Origin of the sequence: Actinoplanes sp. NPDC048988 (genome assembly GCF_043197815.1) — a bacterium.
Taxonomy (GTDB): domain Bacteria; phylum Actinomycetota; class Actinomycetes; order Mycobacteriales; family Micromonosporaceae; genus Actinoplanes.
The window spans coordinates 67,200-83,712 of sequence record NZ_JBICTW010000023.1 but is presented as its reverse complement, the minus strand read 5'-3'; the positions used below and the strand labels follow the sequence as shown (position 1 = coordinate 83,712).

Below are 16,513 nucleotides of genomic sequence, written 5' to 3'. Positions count from 1 at the left end.
ATGTCGACGGCTTCATCGCCGCGGCGGGCGCCCGGGTGACCGGTCGCGGCCGCGGCGCCGCCGTTGATCCGCAGGAGCGAGGAGGACCGGGTGGCGCACGTCGAACTCTCACTTTCCGGAGCGTTCGTCCCCCAGGCGCGCACACCGTCCGAGGCCGAGTTCGTCCCCAGTCTCGAGAGGTGGACGGCGACCGTGACGGCCGCCGCCGAGCCGTGCCTGATCATCGATAACTCCACGGCGATCCAGGCCCTCTCGGCCTCGGCCGCGGAGCTGCTCGGGCTGGGCAAGCCGCCGGAGGTGATCGGCAAAGCTCTCGGCGGAGTGCTGCGCCTGATCGACTTCACGGCCGGCGCGGGCGAGCTCGAGGAGTCGGACGCCGACAAGATCCCGCCGTTGCTCGCGGTTCGCAGCGAGCGCCTGGCCCGGGGTCTGCTGCGCGTTGTTCCGGGCCCGGGCGAGCCGCCGCTGACCGTCGACGCGATCGCGACCCCGCTGATCGACGGCGATCGCGTGGCCGGCTCCCTGACGTTCTTCTCCCCGGTGCGCTACTAGCGCGCTGTGGTGTTTACCGCACCTCGCGGGCATGTGCAGAAATGACCTCGAAACGTAGTCTGCGTTCATGCTCGATCTCGACCTGCTACCAGGGGAGTACGCGGTGTGCCGCCTTCCGGCCGGCTCACCGATTCCCGCTTCGCTGAGCGAAGGGCCGGACGAGAAGAGCGTGATCTCGCTGAGCTGGGCGCCGGAGGAGCTGTCGATCATCTGCCCCAGCGACCGCGTGCCGGACGGCGCCACGGCCGACACCGCCTGGCGATGCCTGCGTGTCGTGGGGCCGCTCGACCTCGCCCTGACCGGCGTCCTGGCCTCGCTCATCGGCCCGCTGGCCGACGCCCGCGTCAACATTGTGACGTTTTCCACGTATACGACGGACTACCTCCTGGTCCCGGCGGTCCGGCTCACCGAGGCCATGGACACCCTGCACGCCGCCGGCCATCGCATTGCGTCCTGATGAATCGGGCTTAGCATGTCCGGGTGTCCCCCCGCACACCCGTCATTCCCCTGATCATTTCGGGGTTGGCGCTCCTCTCGGCCTGCGGTGAACCGCCGCAGCCGCAGCCGACCTCACCGACGTACGCGACCGCGAGCGCCGCGCCCGTCCCGCTGGATCCCGCGCTTCCCACACCGGCGACCCAGCCCTTGACCCCGCCGGCCACCGTCCCGACCTACGCCACCACCTATCCACCGCTCACGCTCCCGCCGCCGGCCACCATCCCCCCGGCCACCATCGCCACGCTCGCGCCGACGACGACCGCGCCCACCGAGAAGTCGCCGACACCGACGCCCTCCCACGCGCCCAAGTGCACGACGGTGCCGACCGGCCCCGAGATCGTGGCTCTGGCCAAGAAGGAGGAGGGCATGGCGAAGGTGCCGCTCGTGGTGCAGGAGGGTCCGTTCTGCTCGGGCACGTGGTCCTTCACGGCGCTCGGTCTCAAGGGCGTGGAAGAGGACCCCTTCATGATCGTCGCCACGGGCTCGGGGGCCACGCTCACTCGCGTGGCCGCCGGCTCGGAGGTGTGCATCAACCCGGTGCAGAACAGCGCGCCACCCGGCATTCGCGTGCTCGCCTGCGGCTTCTGACAAGACGGCGCCGGGCCCTAGACTTCCGTCATGCCCGGAACGCCGCCCACCCGCTTCGTCTATCTCGGCCCGGAGGGCACCTTCACCGAGGCCGCCCTGCGCACCATCCCCGCGGCCGAGCGTGGCCTGCGTACGCCCGCCCGCAGCGTCCCCGAGGCGCTCGAGGCGGTCCGCGCCGGCGACGCCGACGCCGCGCTGGTGCCGCTGGAGAACTCGGTCGGCGGGGCCATCCCGGTCACCCTGGACGAGCTGGTCACCGGCGCCCCGCTTGTGATCACGCGCGAGGTCGTGCTGCCGGTCGAGTTCGTGCTGGGGGCGCGGCAGCTCACGCCGCTGGCCGAGATCCGGACGATCGCGGCGCACCCGCAGGCGTCGGCCCAGTGCCGCAACTGGCTGCGCGCGAACGCGCCGGACGCGGTGATCGTCGACGTCCTCTCCAACGCCGCCGCCGCGATCAGCGCCGCCGCCGGCGAGCACGACGCCGCGCTCTGCGCCCCGATCGGCGTCGCCCGCAACGACCTCACCGTGCTGGCCGACAAGGTGGCCGACCACCCGGACGCCGTCACCCGCTTCGCGCTGCTCACCCGCCCCGGCCGCCCGGCCGAGCCGACCGGCGACGATGTCACGTCGCTGGCCGTCTCGATCCGGCGCGACCAGGTCGGCGCCCTGCTGGCGGTGCTCACCGAGCTGGCCGTGCGCGGGATCAACCTGTCCCGCATCGAGTCCCGCCCGACCGGCGAGCAGCTGGGCACGTACGTCTTCTTCCTGGACTGCACCGGCCACGTGGCCGAGCCCCAGCTGGGCGAGGCCCTTCAGGGCCTGCGCCGCATCTGCGCCGACGTCCGCTTCCTCGGCAGCTACCCCCGCCACCGCCTGGTCCCCGAGCCTCCGGTCCCGTCCCCACCCGGCCTGGCCAACAACGACTTCGCCGACTCCGCGGCGTGGCTGGCCCAGGTCAGAGCCGGCGAGACGGCCTGACCTTTCAATCGAAGAGGTTGCCCAGGATGCCGCCGCCGCCCGACTGGTTGCCGCCGCCGAGGCCGGCGACGCCGCCGGGCGGCTCCTCGGAGGGCTGGACCACCACGAAGCCCTGACCGGCGAAGCTCATCGTGAAACGCTCGCCCGTGCTGCGGCCCAGCAGCGTGCCGAGGCCGAGCTGATCGGCCCGGTGATATCCGGTCTGCAGGCCCGCCGACCAGCAGATCGCGGCCTGCGGGTCGACATAGGTGGGCTGGTCGACCGTGAGGACCACGGGCGTGCCGTGCGTCGTGACGGCGATCCGGCCCTGGCCGGTGAAGACGCAGTTGAACAGGCCGGCGTTCGACATCATGCCGGCGCCGCTGACCATCTTGATGTCGTATCGCAGCGAGGACTCGAAGGCGAGAACGTTCGCGCCGTTGATCGAGAGCGCGTCGCCCGGGTCGAGGTCGATGAGATGGATGTCGGCCGCCCGCTCGGCCAGGAAGACGTCGCCGTTCCCTTTCACCCGCATGAGCGGCACGCCCTCGCCGGTCATCTTCTGCTTGAGGAACTTGCCGATGCCGCCGGAACCGAGCGCCTCGAACTGGACCTGACCCTGATAGGCGACCATCGAGCCGACCCGCGCCATGAACTCACCGTTCAGCTCGGCCTTGAGCAGCTTGGAGTTCTGCAGCCGCAGCCCGGGCTGGGCCGACTCGACCTCGAGGTTCTCCGCCGAGAAAAGCTCACTGCGCATGAAGGTCCTCCTGTTGTGGCTCCTTGAGCCCCAGAGTAAGAGGGCGGGTCTAACCCCAGCCGAGTTCGTGCAGGCGGTGGTCGTCGATGCCGAAGTGATGGGCGATCTCGTGCACCACGGTGATGGCGACCTCGTCGATCACGTCGGTCTCGGTGTCGCAGATCTTCAGCGTGGGCAGCCGGAAGATGGTGATCCGGTCGGGCAGCACGCCGGCGTAGTCCCAGCCGCGGTCGGTCAGCGCTGTGCCCTCGTACAGCCCGAGCAAATCGTCGCTGCCGTCCGGGGGCAGGTCCTCGACCATGATCACGACGTTGCTCATCATGCGCATGAGTTCGGGCGGCACCTCGTCGAGGGCTTCACCGACAAGTTCCTCGAAGCGTTCGGCGCTCATCTCGACCGGCACGCCACCCATTGTGCCCGGGACGCTCGATCCGCCGTACGGACCAAGCGCCCCGGTCCAACGTCAGGCCAGCTTGGCGCTGAGCGTGATCTCGGCGCCGGGTGAGAGCAGCCGGGAGATCGGGCAACCCTCCTTGGCCGCCACGGCGATCTTCTGGAAGGCCGCGTCGTCGATGCCGGGGACGTCGCCCACGGTCTCGAGGTCGATGCGGGTCACACTGAAGCCGGCGTCGGTCTTGTCCAGGTGCACCTTGGCCACGGTCTCGACCGAGTTCGGCGTGAAGCCCTCGTCGGAGAGGGCCTTGGAGAACGCCATCGAGTAGCAGCCGGAGTGCGCGGCCCCGATCAGCTCCTCCGGGTTCGTCCCCTCGCCCTCCTCGAAGCGCGACTTGAACGAGTAGTTCCCCTGAATGCCGCCCTTGCCGGTCTTGATCGTGCCGGAACCCTCGGTGAGGTTCCCCTGCCAGCGGGCGGTTGCGGTACGAATAGGCATATCGAGAACGCTAGTCCATCGTTCGGCCGCTGGCCGGGGGACCTGCGCACCCGTCATCATGGTTCACATGCCCGCGCAGCAGCAGCCGATCGACCTCGGCGTCGCCCCGGCCGAGTCGGTGGTCGAGTTCGGTCCGGAGCCGCCCACCCGGCGGCGATGGCAGTCCGGCTTCGTTCGCGAACTGGCCGGCGACCGGCGGGTGGTGCCGGTGCTGACCGGCCTGGCCGGTGTGGCCGCCCTGGCCTCGCTCTTCTCCGAGTGGCAGGTCACCACGGTCGACGCCGAAGTGCTCAGCGGCGACGTGGGAAAGCGCGCGGTCGCGGCCGGCGTCGGCGACCTCGGCGCGCTCGGCACGGGCTATCTGATCGGCCTGTTCCTCGTGGTCCCGGCCGTGGTGCTGACCATGTTCGGGCCGCCCGCCGGCCGTCGCTACGCGCGGCTGGCCGGCCTCAGCGCCGCCGGCACGGCCCTCGGCCTGCTCATCGCGCTCGCCGCCGAGCTGGGCGATCGCAGCGGCACGATCGACCGGGTCTACGAGATCGCGCTCGACAAAGACCAGATCTCACTGACGTACGGGCGGGGCCTGTGGTGCGCGCTGGCCGCCATGGCGCTGATCCTGGCCGCCCTCCACCAGGCCGGCCGCTACCTCGGACGGCCGGACAAGGTGGACGACGACGAGACTTCGGCCCCGGTCGAGCCGTGGTCGTGGCGGCGTCCCACGAGCGAGGACGACAAGCAGCCCGACGCTCCGCTGGATCTGACCGTCGCCCCGGTCAAGCCGTTCACCTCCTACGGGGACGGCATATCCGGATGAAGATCGGGCTCGGTCGCCGGTAGGCTCGTCAATCGTGATTGACCTGCGTCTGCTTCGCGACGACCCCGACCGGATCCGCGCCAGCCAGCGAGTGCGCGGCGAGTCCACCGAGGTGGTGGACGACCTGCTGCGCGCCGACGAGGCCCGCCGCTCCGCCACCCAGCGGTTCGAGGCGATCCGGGCCGAGCAGAAATCGCTGAGCAAGCAGGTGCCCAAGGCCTCCGGCGACGAGCGGGCCGCCCTGCTGGCCCGGACGAAGGAGCTGGCGGCCGAGGTCAGGGCGGCCGAGGCCGAGACCAGCGCGGCCGACGAGGCGCTGCGCCAGGCCCACCTCGCCGTGCCGAACGTGGTGCAGGAGGGCGTGCCGGCCGGCGGCGAGGACGACTTCGTCGTGCTGCGCGAGGTCGGCGACATCCCCGCGATCGACAACCCGAAGGACCACCTCGAGATCGGCGAGGCGCTGCGGGCGATCGACACCGAGCGCGGGGCCAAGGTCTCGGGCTCGCGGTTCTACTTCCTGACCGGGGTCGGCGCGCTGCTCCAGCTCGGCCTGCTCCAGATGGCGATCGCCCAGGCGGTGGAGCACGGCTTCGTCCCGTCGATCACGCCGTCGCTGGTCAAGCCGGAGTCGATGGAGGGCACCGGCTTCCTCGGCGCGCACGCGAGCGAGATCTACCGGCTCGAGGCCGACGACCTCTACCTGGTCGGCACCTCGGAGGTGGCCCTGGCGGCGTACCACTCGAACGAGATCATCGACCTCGAGAGCGGCCCGGAGCGGTTCGCCGGCTGGTCGTCGTGCTACCGGCGCGAGGCCGGGTCGTACGGCAAGGACGTGCGCGGCATCCTGCGGGTGCACCAGTTCGACAAGGTGGAGATGTTCTCCTTCTGCAAGCCGGAGGAGGCCGCCGAGGAGCACCTGCGCCTGCTCGCGATGGAGGAGGAGATGCTGGCCAAGGTCGAGATCCCGTACCGGGTGATCGACGTGGCCGCGGGCGACCTCGGCTCGAGCGCCTCGCGCAAGTTCGACTGCGAGGCCTGGGTGCCGTCGCAGGGCCGCTACCGCGAGGTCACCTCGACGTCGAACTGCACGACCTTCCAGGCCCGGCGGCTCAACATCCGCTACCGGGACGCCGCCGGCAAGCCGCAGACAGCGGCCACGCTCAACGGCACGCTCGCGACCACCCGCTGGCTGATTCCGATCCTCGAGAACCACCAGCAGCCGGACGGCTCGGTGCGGGTCCCCAAGGCCCTCCAGCCGTACCTCGGGGGCCGGGACGTCCTCGAGCCGGCCCGCTGATCAAGGGCTAACGGTCCATACACCGCTCGGCTACCAGAAGTTATAGCCGCTGGTAGTCGGGCGGGTGTACCGTTCTCCTTCCGCCCTCCGCGGGGGTTTGCGACACCCCGGAGGTAATCGATGATCAAGCCTGGACTCCCCAAGCTGGTCGCGACCGATCTCGATGGCACGCTGGTTCGCAGCGACGACACCGTGTCCGCGTACACCCACGAGGTTCTGGACCGGGTCCGGGCCGCCGGCATCCGGGTCGTGGGCGCCACCGGCCGTGGGCCGCGGCTCACCTCCCTCACCCGCAACGACATCCGCGACGCCGACTTCCTCGTGATGGCGCAGGGCGGCTGGGTCCTCGACCAGGCCGAGTCCAGCTATCTGCTCCGGTCCCGGCTGCGGGGCGAGGTGCTGGGCGAGGTCCTGGCCGCGATCGAGGCCGAGACCGGGCCGCTGTCCGTCATGGTCGAGGCGCTGGAGCACGACGACTCGCCGCTCTGGGGCGACTACGACCCCACCTGGCGTTACCCGGTCGTCGTGGAACCGCGCACCCGCGCCGAGTGCTGCACCGGCGAGGTCATCAAGGCCTTCGCCCGATCTTTCTCGTACGACGTCGACGAGCTCCTCGCGGTGGCGCGCCGCATCGTGCCACCGGACGTGGCTTCGGTCACCCAGGCCGGCCTGAACTACGTGGAGATCTGCCCGGCCAACGTCGACAAGGGCACTGGGCTCGCGGTGGTGGCCGAGGCCGTCGGCGTCGACCCGGCCGACGTTCTGGTCTTCGGCGACATGCCCAACGACCTGCCGATGTTCGGCTGGGCCGGCTGGGGCCGGGTGGCCGTCGGCAACGCGCACGCCGAGCTGCTCGCCGTCGCCGATGACGTGACTCTCACCAATGATCAGGACGGCGTGGCGGTGTACCTGGACCGGCTAATGTCGAGGTGATGTCGCCTTTCAAGCTGGTCGCCTCGGATATCGACGGAACCCTCATCCACACCGACGGAACGCTGAGCAAGCGGACCATCGAGGTGCTCGACGCCCTGCCCGTGCCGTTCGTCGTGGTGACCGGCCGGCCGGTCCGCTGGCTGCGGCAGCTCTTCGACCAGATGGCGGCGCCGGTGCCGGCGGTCTGCGCGAACGGCGCGGTGGTCTACGACGCGAACACCGACGAGATCCTGCGGGCCGATCCGCTCGACGTCGACCTGCTCCTCGATGTCAGCGCCAAGCTGCGCGAGGCCGTGCCCGACGTGGCGCTCGCGGTCGAGGTCGAGGACGGCCGCGCCTTCTGGTACGAACAGGCGTGGCCGGTGCGCTGGGAGAACGACAACCACCCGCACGTACGCGTGCTGTCGACACCCGACGAGCTCACGTCGGTGCCGGCCGTCAAGCTGCTGGCCCGCTCGGCCGCGCACCAGCCGGACGAGTTCCTTGAGCTGGTCAGCCGCACGCTCGGCGGCGTTGCCGAGACCACCCACTCGTCGTCGACCGCGCTGGTGGAGATCTCCGCCGCCGGCGTCACCAAGGCGGCGGGCCTGGCCTGGCTCTGTGAGAACGAGGGCATCAAGGCCGAGGAGGTCGTCGCGTTCGGCGACATGCCGAACGACATCCCGCTGCTGGCCTGGGCCGGGCGCGGGGTGGCGATGGGTAACGCGCACCCCGCGGTGAAAGAGGTGGCCGACGAGGTCGGCCTGACCAACGACGAGGACGGGGTCGCGCAGTACCTGCGCGACCTTTACGACCTCGGCTAGAGGTACTGGCCCGTGCGGCCGCCCTCGCCCTGCTGGGTGGGCATGCCGGGCAGCGCGCCCATGGGCAGCGCCGGCCGGCCGCCGCCACCGCCGCGCATCTGCTCGAGCTGGAGCCGGGCCGCCATCTGCTGGGCGACCAGAGCGGCCTGGATGCCGTGGAAGAGGCCCTCGAGCCAGCCGACCAGCTGGGCCTGGGCGATGCGCAGCTCGGCCTCGCTCGGTGGGGTCTCACCCTCGAACGGCAGCGACAGGCGCTCGAGCTCCTCGCGCAGCTCGGGCGCGAGGCCGTCCTCGAGCTCGGTGATCGACCGCTGGTGGATCTCGCGGAGCCGGCCCCGGCTCGCCTCGTCCAGAGGCGCCGCCCGAACCTCCTCGAGCAGCTGCTTGATCATGCTGCCGATCCGCATGACCTTGGCGGGCTGCTCGATCAGGTTGCCCGGTTCCTCAGGGTTCAGCTTGCCCTCGGTGTCCATGGTGCCCAGCGGGCGCCCGTCGGGGCCGACCACGATCACGGAGCCGTCGTCCTGCTTCTCCAAGGTGCGATTCTCGTCGGTCATGCGGTCTATCTTCCCGCACCCGGTCCGAACATCCGCTACGGCCTCAGCTCGGCCACGGCGCATTTGACGCTGCCGCCGCCACGCTTGAGCTCGGAGAGGTCGACGTGCACGGGGTGGTAGCCCGCCGCGCGCACCCGGTCACCCATCGCGATGGCCTCGGTGTTCAGGATCACGTGCCGGCCGTCGCTGACCAGATTGAGCCCGAACGCCTCGGCGTCGGCCCGGTCGGCGATCACCGCGTCCGGGAAGAGCTGGGCCAGCACCCGCTGGGAACCGGCCGAGAAGGCGCCCGGGTAGTACGCGATGGTGCGGTCGTCGAGAGCGGCCAGCGCCGTGTCGAGGTGGTAGAAGGCCGGGTCGACCAGGCGCAGCGACAGCACCGGGCGGCCCAGCACCTCCTGCGCCTCGGCGTGCGCGCTCGGGTCGGTCCGGAATCCGTAGCCGGCCAGGACCAGACCGCCGTACGCGGCCGGCAGGTAGGCGAAGTCACCCTCGCCCTCGTTGATGTGGGCCGGCCCGGCGAAGCGCCAGCCGCCGGCGCCGTAGAAGGCGGCGTGGGCGTCGGCCTCGGCCGCGCGCTCGGGGAAGCGGAAGCGGGCGCCGTAGACGGCGCCGTCGACGGAGAACGCGCCGTTGGCCGCGTAGACCATGTCGGGCAGGCCGGGCACCGGGTCGAGCACGTGCACGGTGTGGCCGAGGTCGCCCAGCGTGTCGCGCAGGATCGTCCACTGCTTGACCGCGAGCGCCGCGTCGACCGGGATGGTGGTGTCCATCCAGGGGTTGATCGCGTACTCGACCGTGAAATGCTCCGGGGGACACATGAGATATGTCCGATTCCGCGGCTGGCGCTCGCTGTGGTTCATGAACTAGAGCGTAGGTAGGCTCAGGCGCACGAAACAGCGCTAAATCTTGCTCATCGGAGGCGAATCGTTGCAGATGGACGCGGTGGACCAGCGAATCGTTGCGCTGCTGGTGGCTGACGCGCGATCGTCGTACGCCGAGATCGGCGCCAAGGTGTCGTTGTCGGCCCCGGCGGTGAAACGCCGGGTCGACCGGCTTCGATCCAGCGGGGTGATCAAGGGCTTCACCACGGTGATCGAGCCGTCGGCGGTGGGCTGGACGACCGAGGCGTTCGTCGAGCTCTTCTGCACCGGCCGGACCACTCCGGCCCAGATCACGGTGGCCACCCGGCGCCACCCCGAGGTCGTCGGGGCGTACACGGTCTCGGGTGAGGCCGACGCCCTGGTGCACCTGCGGGCGGCCGACATCGGGCACCTCGAGCAGGCGCTGGAGAAGCTGCGGGCCGAGCCGTTCGTGACCTCCACCCGCAGCATGATCGTGCTGTCCCGGTTGGTGGAGACCCCGACGCCGGTTCCGGCACCGGAGGGAACCGCTTCGTAGGGGGCGCCGTCCAACCGGGCATGTCGCGTCGATCCTGGTTCCTCGCCGCACTGGCCGTCCTCCCGCTGGCCGGCTGCACCGGCTCGCCGGCGCCGGCCCCCTCGGGCTCCTCCACCCCGGCGGCCCGGCCCGCCTTGAAGCTCGTCGCCTTCGACTCCTGCGCCCAGCTCGAGAGGGAGCTGCGGGCCGCGGCCAAGAAGTACGGCCGGGAGCCGGAGGTCATCGACGACATGCGGGCGATGCCCGAGCAGGCGCGAAGCGGCGTCGCGATCGACGGTGTCCCGGCGGCCAAGGCGTACTCGGGCACCAACGTGCACGAGGCCGGCGCCGACGAGCCGGACATCGTCAAGACCGACGGCCGGCGGATCGTCACCGTCACCGGCGGCGTCCTCAAGGTCGTCGACGCCGCCACCCGTACCCAGACCGGGCGCCTCGATCTCGGCATCGATTCGTTCGGCGAGCCGAAACTGCTGCTCTCCGGTGATCACGCGCTGGTGCTCGCCGACGGCGGACCCTCGTACCTCAAGGACTCGGCCCGTTTCTCCAGGCCGGACAGCGGCCGCTCCGAGGTGTTGCTGATCGACCTGACCGGCACGCCGCGGCTGCTCAGCCGCTATCGCGGGGACGGCTCGCTGGTCGACGCGCGGCAGACCGGCAGCGTGGCCCGGGTCGTGCTGAGCAGCCGCCCGCGGATCGATTCGTGGGTGCCGGCCTGGGAGATCACCACCGGTTCGGACCGCACCAGCGGCAAGCTCGACTGCTCGCAGGTCAGCAAGCCCGAGACGTTCTCCGGCGCCTCGATGCTGCGGGTGCTCACCTTCGACCTCGGCGCGACCGCGCTCAGTGACGGCTCTCCGGTGGCCCTCGTCGCCGACGGTGACGCCGTCTACGGCACAGCGAGCAGCCTCTACATCGCCAACAACGCGAGCCCGTCGTCCTTCCGGCGTGAGGTGGCCCCGGCCCGCGACACCGAGATCTACCGCTTCACCCTGCCGCCGGCCGGCAAGCCCGTGTACGTCGCCGCCGGCAAGGTTGCCGGTTCGCTGCTCAATCAGTACTCGATTTCCGAGTGGGACGGTCACCTGCGAGTCGCGACGACCGACCCGGCGACCGACAGCTCGGCGGTGCGTGTGCTCAAGGAGAGCAACGGCAAGCTGGCCGAGGTCGGCTCGGTGGGCGGTCTCGGCAAGGGCGAACAGATCTATTCCGTACGCTTCGCCGGCGCTCGCGGCTACGTGGTCACGTTCCGCCAGACCGACCCGCTCTACAGCCTCGACCTCGCCGACCCGGCCCGCCCGCGGGTCACCGGCGAGCTGAAGATCAATGGCTACTCGGCGCACCTCCAGCCGGTCGGCGACAACCGGCTGATCGGTATCGGCCAGGAGGCGACCGCCGAGGGACGGCCGCTCGGCACCCAGATCTCGCTGTTCGACGTGAGCGATCCGGCCGCGCCGCGCCGCCTCGACCAGCACGTCGTCCCCGGCGGCTCGTCCGAGGCCGAGATCGACCCGCACGCGGTGCTGTGGTGGCCGGCCACGTCGCTGCTGGTCGTCCCGATCAGCGACGCCCGCGCCGACGGCCCGCTGGCGGTGCGGCTCAGCGGCGATCGGCTGCGGCCGGCGGACCGGCTGACCATGGCCGGCCCGGTGCGGCGCTCGCTGGTCATCGGCGACGTGCTCTGGTCGGTGGCCGACTCCGGACTGCTCGCCTCGAACGTGTCCACCCTGGACCGCATCGGGTGGGTCGCGGTGAAGTGAGCCGGGCCCGTCCCGGCCGGCCGCGGTTTCAGCCCCGCGTGGCCGGCGGGACGGGTCCTCTACAAGTACATCCCGGGACGGTGGTCGTCGCTCACCGGCTCTTTCGGCGGCACGGGCTTGTCGCCCTCGCCGAAGAACCGCTTACCGCCGAACTCACCGTGCAGCCGGTCGTCGAGCTCGTCGGCCAGACCGGTCATCACCTGCACGGCCAGCATGAGGTGGGTGGCCTGGAAGTTGCGGCCGAAGACCGGGATGGACGCCCAGACCGTGTCCTGCGCGCAGTAGAGGCGGCCGATCGGCATCCGGTTGGTCAGCTCGGAGAGCTTCACGTAGAGCTGCTCGGTCGGCTCGACCTCGGTCAGGATCGGCGAGAAGACGTCGACGAGCGGCGGGTTGTCGCGTACCCGCACGAAGACCATGGCCGAGCCGGCCCGGATGCTGATGTCGCCGTCGGCGTCGAACTGCAACTGGTCGACTGTCGTCTTGGACATCGTGGCCACGACCGTGCGCACCCGCTCGTCGAGCGGCACGACCTCGTCGGCCGCGTCGGCCAGGGCGGCGGCCAGCGTGCCGTCCTCGTCGAGGTCGTCGAGGCTCAGCTCGGCGTCGATGCTCGGCTCGTGCCGGGCCGTACCCAGCGGCGCGGTGTCGATCGGCTCGTCGTTCTCGTCGTGCACGAGGTAGACGAGGAAGGCCGGATGTGGAGCGCCGTAGACGTCGCGCAGGGTGCGCGCGACGACGGTGGCGAACGCCCCCGACTTGTCCTGGGTGGAGCTGAGCCCGAACGAGTCGCCCGAGCCCGGCAGCACGCCCGGCGGCGACCAGCCGAGCGCGACCAGCTCGCCGATCGAGGAGCGGTCCATCCGGTAGCCCTCGGGCAGCCCCGCGTTGCCGGTGGCCAGCGCCTCGATGACGCCGCCGGCGCGCACCCGGATGCTGACCGAGTAGACGGCCATGCCGGTGCCCGAGGCGGTCGGGTCGAGTGTCAGGTCGATGTGCCCACCCTCGTGGAGCGTGGGCAGGAGGCCGGCCAGCGCGGTGCCGAACTCACGCCACGCGTCGACGACCTTGGCCCGCAGGTCGGCCGTGGTCGGCTCGTCCAGGAAAACAGCCTCGGTGGACGCGCCCTCGGCGCTGGATGCCGTCATGATCGTCACCTCCGTTCCCGCCACCCTATCGAGCGGCGTCCGCCCGCACGCGCCCGTATCGGAGGTTGGAACGCTCAGGCCGTCTCGCCCTGCTCGCCGGCCCAGCTCAGGGCCAGTTCCCGGAGCTTGCCGGCCGCCTCGGACGGGTCGGCTCCACGACCGACGGCCAGGCCCACCAGGTACGCCGACACGGGCGCGCCGGGGCGCACCACGTTGTGGGCCACGTCCTTGGCCAGCCCGAGCACGGCCCCGGTCGGCACCTCGGCCGGGTCGATACCCAGCTCGGCCGCGGCCGCCCTGATCCAGGTGTCGAGATCACTCACCGGGCCCACTCCTCGGCTGTGCGCAGGTCGTCGTCGGTGTCGCAGTCGAACCACGGCGGCGGTCCCGGGCGGCGCCAGGACACCTCGGCCACCCGCAGATGTTCCATCAGCTCGCGCACCGAGGCGCCGTTCAACCCGCCGCGCTCCCGGGCGAGCTTGTCGATCGCCTCACGCAGCCGGGCCGTGCGCCACACCCCGCACAACATCTGCCGCCGCCCCTCGGCGTCGCGGTAGACAGCGCCCTGCATGGGCGCCGACTCCGCGGTCAGCCGCAGCACGTCGATCGCCTCACCGGTGAGGAACGGCAGGTCGGCCGCGAGCAGCGCGGTGAAGGTGACACCCTCGGGCACCAGCGCGAGCCCGGCCGCGGTGGCCGCGACGGGCCCGCCGCCAGGCGGGTCCTCACGGGTCGAATGCACCGGAACGGGCAGGTCAGGCGGCACCGGCCCGACGACCACGCGGGGGTCGGCGTCGTGCACGGCAGCCAGCACTCTGGTCAGCATGGACTGACCGGCCACGGGCAGGGTCGGCTTGTCCGCGCCACCCATCCGCCGCGCCGCACCACCGGCCAGCACCACCGCAGCAAATCCCCCCACGTACGTACCGTATCCCGACCGCGTGTCGAGCGTGACCGCGCGCTCAGTTACCTGTGGCGGATCACTCCTGTCCGGCGGTCCACGAGCCGCGACGCCGGCCCCGGACCGGCCTACGCTCGACCCATGGCGAGGACGATGACCCGGCGGCCGGTCGTGAAGATCAACCTGGACGCGACCGGCGAGCCCCGGCGCCGCGCCGACGACCTCGCCGCCGAGGAACCGCTGGAGATCCGCGTCCGCAAACAGCCGCTGGCCGTCACCATGCGGACCCCCGGTCAGGACATCGACCTCGCCATGGGATTCCTGCTCACCGAGGGGGTCATCCGCTCGGCCGCCGACGTGGTCACCGCCCAGCTCTGCGCCGGCACCGACACGCCGAACACGTACAACGTGGTCGACATCGTGCTCGGCGCCGACGTGCCGCCCCCGGTCACCGACCCGAGCCGGAACTTCTACACGACCAGTTCCTGCGGCGTCTGCGGCAAGGCGAGCATCGACGCCGTCCGCACGAAGTCCCCGTTCGACGTCGCGGCCGACCCGCTGACCGTCCCCGCCGCCACCCTGACCGCCCTGCCCGACCGGCTCCGCGCCGCCCAGCGCACGTTCGACCGCACCGGCGGCCTGCACGCCGCCGGCCTGTTCACCGCCGACGGCGAGCTGGTCGTGCTCCGCGAGGACGTCGGCCGGCACAACGCGGTCGACAAGGTGATCGGCTGGGCGCTGCGTGAGGGTCGCCTGCCGCTGACCGGACACCTCCTGCTCGTGTCGGGCCGGGCGAGTTTCGAGCTCACCCAGAAGGCGTGGATGGCCGGCCTGCCGATGCTCGTGGCGGTGTCGGCCCCGAGCACCCTCGCGGCCGAGCTGGCCGACGAGGCCGGCATGACCCTCGTCGGCTTCCTGCGCGGCCAGAGCATGAACGTCTACACGGCGGCGGAGCGCGTCACCGTTTGAACGTCTACACGGCGGCGCAGCGCGTCACCGTTTGAACGTCTACACGGCGGCGCAGCGCGTCACCGTTTGACCGGGGGCGGCTCCAGGCTCTCGACCGCGTCGGGGGTGAGGCCCGCCGCCAGCAGGCCGTCGAGCACGCCCAGCAGGCGGTGGCCGGGCTCCTCCCGCAGGCCCCGATCGAGCGTCACCCGGGCCAGCGGCCAGTTGCCCGCCCGCCACGCGCAGTACGCCAGCAGCGCCGCCGGCCCGGCCACGAAGGCCGGCTCCACCCGGCGCACCAGGCCGGTCCACAGGGCGAGCTGCCAGGGCTCCGGGCCGCACCGGCCGAGCGCGTAATGCAGCATCACCGTGTCCACCAGCAACACCCCCAGCCAGGCGGCCTCGTCATCGGTGAGCTCGGCGCGCGCCCGGTACCGGACCTCCGCCGTACGGACCGCCACCCGCCCCGCCTTCTGCCTCATCCGCTGCCCGGAGCGGGTCCGCACCTCGACCGCCCTGAGCTCGGCCTCCCGGACCCGGGCCCGCGCGGTCGCGGCCACCATGGCCTCCCGGGCCGGCCCCTCGACCGGCGCCACCACGGCCACGAGCGCCCTGCGGCTGGGCAGCGCCACCATGCCGCGGAACACCGCGGCGGCGGCGACCGGGTGATGGGGCGGGAGGCAGGGGGTGCCGTCGGGCGGGCAGCAGCGCAACTCCGTACAGAAATAGGACCACCAGCGGCCGTCGCTCACGCGCAGCGCGTCGCGCACGGACAGGCCGGCCCCTTCGAGCGCGGCCACGGTCTGCCCGACGGCCTTGGTGACGCGCGCGGCCGGCCCGTACCCGACGATCACGAAGTACCGGCCCTCGGGACCGGCCGGGACGGTGGCCAGCGGCGCGGCGTCGACGTCACCGCCCGGTGGCGGCAGATCATGCCGGGCGGTGAACGCGATCACGCCCTCTTCCACACCGAGGACGACGACGCAGTCGGTGGGATGGAACCCCACCAGGTACGGCGTGACGGTGATCAGCTCGGCGGGGGTACGAACGGTGATCGAGCACTCTGGCGTCATGCCGGGCACTCTGCTCCGATCGGCCCGGCCGGGGCGTGCCGAATCGTCAGCCTGTGGACGACACGGCGTTGTCCACAGAAACGCTAGGAACGGAATTGCATGTCGTGCAGCTCGAGCCCTTCCTCCTGGCGCGCGTGCGGTGCGCGATCGAGGTCGAGGGTCAGCTCGATCGATGTCACGACGTCGTAGCCGGCGGCATGCAGGCTACGGATCGCGTCGACGTTGCGGGACTCGGGCGAGATGGTCAGCTGGGTCATGTTCCGGCGCCGGGCCTCGTTCGCGACGTGGCGCAGCAGCTTGCGGCCGACGCCCTTGTGCCGGTGCGAGATGGTGACCACGATCGGCTCGACCTCGCCCGCACGGCCCCGCAGCACCAGCCCGACCAGGCCGATCACGCCGTCGTCGTGATGGTCGGCGACCCACAGCCCGCCCAGGTCGAGCCGGGTCAGGTATTCCTCGAAGCCCTCACCGCCGTCGGAGTCGGGCTCGCCGTACATCTGATTGTGCTGGTTGGTCAGCTCGGCCCACAGGCGACGGCCCGCGGAGTGGTCACTCGGACGGTACGAACGCACTGTGACAGGGCTCATGGCGACATTTTGACTCCGATTCCGGGCAGCCGTAAGCCGAAGCGGAA

At 71.4% G+C, this 16,513-nt stretch carries 21 protein-coding genes; 11 read left to right on the top strand and 10 right to left on the bottom strand.

The annotated features are described in order from the left end of the window. The first annotated feature begins 90 nt into the window (after window positions 1-90). From ACGFJ7_RS42395 to pheA, 4 genes are all read left to right on the top strand, one after another. The gene (locus ACGFJ7_RS42395; RefSeq protein ID WP_360247805.1) at window positions 91-552 is read left to right on the top strand and encodes a hypothetical protein; all 462 of its coding nucleotides are present in this window, start codon (window positions 91-93) and stop codon (window positions 550-552) included. Window positions 553-619: 67 nt separating this feature from the next. Further along, window positions 620-1,009 carry an ACT domain-containing protein gene (locus tag ACGFJ7_RS42390; protein ID WP_360247807.1) on the top strand — a complete coding sequence of 130 codons (390 nt, stop codon included), beginning with the start codon at window positions 620-622 and terminating at the stop codon, window positions 1,007-1,009. Window positions 1,010-1,032: 23 nt separating this feature from the next. Beyond that, entirely contained in the window at window positions 1,033-1,638 is a 606-nt protein-coding gene (locus ACGFJ7_RS42385) for a hypothetical protein (RefSeq protein ID WP_392647751.1), read from the top strand. 30 nt (window positions 1,639-1,668) lie between these two features. Then, window positions 1,669-2,616: a prephenate dehydratase gene (gene pheA / locus ACGFJ7_RS42380; protein WP_392647749.1), complete on the top strand. Its 948-nt coding sequence runs from the start codon at window positions 1,669-1,671 to the stop codon at window positions 2,614-2,616. A gap of 4 nt (window positions 2,617-2,620) precedes the next feature. On the opposite strand, the gene ACGFJ7_RS42375 is transcribed toward pheA, so the two are convergent. The 3 genes from ACGFJ7_RS42375 to ACGFJ7_RS42365 are packed head-to-tail and all read right to left on the bottom strand — an operon-like array spanning window position 2,621 to window position 4,247. Continuing rightward, window positions 2,621-3,355 (bottom strand): AIM24 family protein, encoded by a 735-nt coding sequence (locus ACGFJ7_RS42375; RefSeq protein ID WP_360247813.1) that lies wholly within the window; start codon window positions 3,353-3,355, stop codon window positions 2,621-2,623. Window positions 3,356-3,404: 49 nt separating this feature from the next. Then, window positions 3,405-3,767 carry a metallopeptidase family protein gene (locus tag ACGFJ7_RS42370; protein ID WP_360247815.1) on the bottom strand — a complete coding sequence of 121 codons (363 nt, stop codon included), beginning with the start codon at window positions 3,765-3,767 and terminating at the stop codon, window positions 3,405-3,407. Between the two features lie 51 nt (window positions 3,768-3,818). Continuing rightward, window positions 3,819-4,247 carry an OsmC family protein gene (locus ACGFJ7_RS42365; RefSeq protein ID WP_360247817.1) on the bottom strand — a complete coding sequence of 143 codons (429 nt, stop codon included), beginning with the start codon at window positions 4,245-4,247 and terminating at the stop codon, window positions 3,819-3,821. A gap of 67 nt (window positions 4,248-4,314) precedes the next feature. Between ACGFJ7_RS42365 and ACGFJ7_RS42360 the strand changes: the two genes are divergently transcribed. The 4 genes from ACGFJ7_RS42360 to ACGFJ7_RS42345 all read left to right on the top strand — a co-directional run bounded on the left by ACGFJ7_RS42360 (window position 4,315) and on the right by ACGFJ7_RS42345 (window position 8,094). After that, entirely contained in the window at window positions 4,315-5,061 is a 747-nt protein-coding gene (locus ACGFJ7_RS42360; RefSeq protein ID WP_360247819.1) for a hypothetical protein, read from the top strand. A 34-nt stretch (window positions 5,062-5,095) separates the two neighbouring features. Further along, entirely contained in the window at window positions 5,096-6,358 is a 1,263-nt protein-coding gene (serS, locus tag ACGFJ7_RS42355) for a serine--tRNA ligase (RefSeq protein WP_392647746.1), read from the top strand. Window positions 6,359-6,478: 120 nt separating this feature from the next. Beyond that, window positions 6,479-7,291, top strand: coding sequence for an HAD-IIB family hydrolase (locus ACGFJ7_RS42350; RefSeq protein WP_360247823.1), 813 nt, complete (start codon window positions 6,479-6,481; stop codon window positions 7,289-7,291). After that, the gene (locus tag ACGFJ7_RS42345; protein ID WP_360247825.1) at window positions 7,291-8,094 is read left to right on the top strand and encodes an HAD family hydrolase; all 804 of its coding nucleotides are present in this window, start codon (window positions 7,291-7,293) and stop codon (window positions 8,092-8,094) included. The genes ACGFJ7_RS42350 and ACGFJ7_RS42345 overlap by 1 nt, the downstream gene beginning before the upstream one ends. Here the strand turns inward: ACGFJ7_RS42345 and ACGFJ7_RS42340 are convergent. After that, window positions 8,091-8,651, bottom strand: coding sequence for a bacterial proteasome activator family protein (locus tag ACGFJ7_RS42340; RefSeq protein ID WP_360247827.1), 561 nt, complete (start codon window positions 8,649-8,651; stop codon window positions 8,091-8,093). The two genes, ACGFJ7_RS42345 and ACGFJ7_RS42340, sit on opposite strands and share 4 nt — an antisense overlap. 35 nt (window positions 8,652-8,686) lie before the next feature. Continuing rightward, on the bottom strand, window positions 8,687-9,514 hold the full coding sequence (ddaH, locus tag ACGFJ7_RS42335; protein ID WP_360247829.1) for a dimethylargininase: 828 nt from the start codon (window positions 9,512-9,514) through the stop codon (window positions 8,687-8,689). A 67-nt stretch (window positions 9,515-9,581) separates the two neighbouring features. Here ddaH and ACGFJ7_RS42330 point away from each other — a divergent pair, with 67 nt between their 5' ends. Beyond that, on the top strand, window positions 9,582-10,052 hold the full coding sequence (locus ACGFJ7_RS42330) for an Lrp/AsnC family transcriptional regulator (RefSeq protein WP_360248299.1): 471 nt from the start codon (window positions 9,582-9,584) through the stop codon (window positions 10,050-10,052). Between the two features lie 20 nt (window positions 10,053-10,072). Then, the gene (locus ACGFJ7_RS42325) at window positions 10,073-11,809 is read left to right on the top strand and encodes a beta-propeller domain-containing protein (RefSeq protein ID WP_360247831.1); all 1,737 of its coding nucleotides are present in this window, start codon (window positions 10,073-10,075) and stop codon (window positions 11,807-11,809) included. A 59-nt stretch (window positions 11,810-11,868) separates the two neighbouring features. On the opposite strand, the gene ACGFJ7_RS42320 is transcribed toward ACGFJ7_RS42325, so the two are convergent. The 3 genes from ACGFJ7_RS42320 to ACGFJ7_RS42310 all read right to left on the bottom strand — a co-directional run bounded on the left by ACGFJ7_RS42320 (window position 11,869) and on the right by ACGFJ7_RS42310 (window position 13,876). Next, a complete protein-coding gene (locus tag ACGFJ7_RS42320) occupies window positions 11,869-12,957 on the bottom strand; it encodes a hypothetical protein (RefSeq protein WP_360247833.1) in 1,089 nt (362 codons plus the stop codon). A gap of 74 nt (window positions 12,958-13,031) precedes the next feature. After that, window positions 13,032-13,280 (bottom strand): DUF6457 domain-containing protein, encoded by a 249-nt coding sequence (locus ACGFJ7_RS42315; RefSeq protein WP_392647741.1) that lies wholly within the window; start codon window positions 13,278-13,280, stop codon window positions 13,032-13,034. After that, the gene (locus ACGFJ7_RS42310) at window positions 13,277-13,876 is read right to left on the bottom strand and encodes an NTP transferase domain-containing protein (protein ID WP_360247837.1); all 600 of its coding nucleotides are present in this window, start codon (window positions 13,874-13,876) and stop codon (window positions 13,277-13,279) included. Before ACGFJ7_RS42310 ends, ACGFJ7_RS42315 begins: the two co-directional genes overlap by 4 nt. A 123-nt stretch (window positions 13,877-13,999) precedes the next feature. On the opposite strand from ACGFJ7_RS42310, the gene fdhD reads away from it, so the two are divergent. Continuing rightward, on the top strand, window positions 14,000-14,827 hold the full coding sequence (gene fdhD, locus ACGFJ7_RS42305; protein WP_392647738.1) for a formate dehydrogenase accessory sulfurtransferase FdhD: 828 nt from the start codon (window positions 14,000-14,002) through the stop codon (window positions 14,825-14,827). 59 nt (window positions 14,828-14,886) lie between these two features. Here the strand turns inward: fdhD and ACGFJ7_RS42300 are convergent, their stop codons facing one another. Both ACGFJ7_RS42300 and ACGFJ7_RS42295 read right to left on the bottom strand, forming a co-directional pair. Then, window positions 14,887-15,879: a DUF4192 domain-containing protein gene (locus ACGFJ7_RS42300; protein WP_392647735.1), complete on the bottom strand. Its 993-nt coding sequence runs from the start codon at window positions 15,877-15,879 to the stop codon at window positions 14,887-14,889. 83 nt (window positions 15,880-15,962) lie between these two features. Next, window positions 15,963-16,466, bottom strand: coding sequence for a GNAT family N-acetyltransferase (locus tag ACGFJ7_RS42295; RefSeq protein ID WP_392647732.1), 504 nt, complete (start codon window positions 16,464-16,466; stop codon window positions 15,963-15,965). Window positions 16,467-16,513 lie beyond the last annotated feature (47 nt).